The sequence below is a fragment of the Salinisphaera orenii subsp. halophila YIM 95161 genome (assembly GCF_003732545.1).
Taxonomy (GTDB): Bacteria; Pseudomonadota; Gammaproteobacteria; order Nevskiales; family Salinisphaeraceae; genus Salinisphaera; species Salinisphaera orenii_A.
Genome location: NZ_AYKF01000048.1, coordinates 1 through 326 on the forward strand (window position 1 = coordinate 1; position 326 = coordinate 326).

The following is a 326-nucleotide window of genomic DNA, read 5'->3' on the forward strand; positions in this document are numbered from 1 at the left end:
AGCAGTTCTTCGTCGTCGACCATGTCGGCCTTGTTCAGGTACACGACGATGAACGGGACGCCGACCTGGCGTGCCAGCAGGATGTGCTCGCGCGTCTGCGGCATCGGGCCGTCCGCCGCCGAGACCACCATGATCGCGCCGTCCATCTGGGCGGCACCGGTGATCATGTTCTTGACGTAGTCGGCGTGGCCCGGGCAGTCGACGTGCGCGTAGTGGCGCGCCTCGGATTCGTACTCCACGTGCGAGGTCGAGATCGTGATCCCGCGCGCCTTCTCTTCCGGCGCCTTGTCGATCATGTCAAAGGCCGACAGCTCCGAACCGAACAA

General features: G+C 64.7%; 1 protein-coding gene. It reads right to left on the reverse strand.

All coding sequences use genetic code 11. The annotated features are described in order from the left end of the window. Window positions 1-326, reverse strand: a 326-nt coding sequence (locus tag SAHL_RS03315) for a GTP-binding protein (protein WP_245968371.1), incomplete at both ends; no start/stop codon positions are given.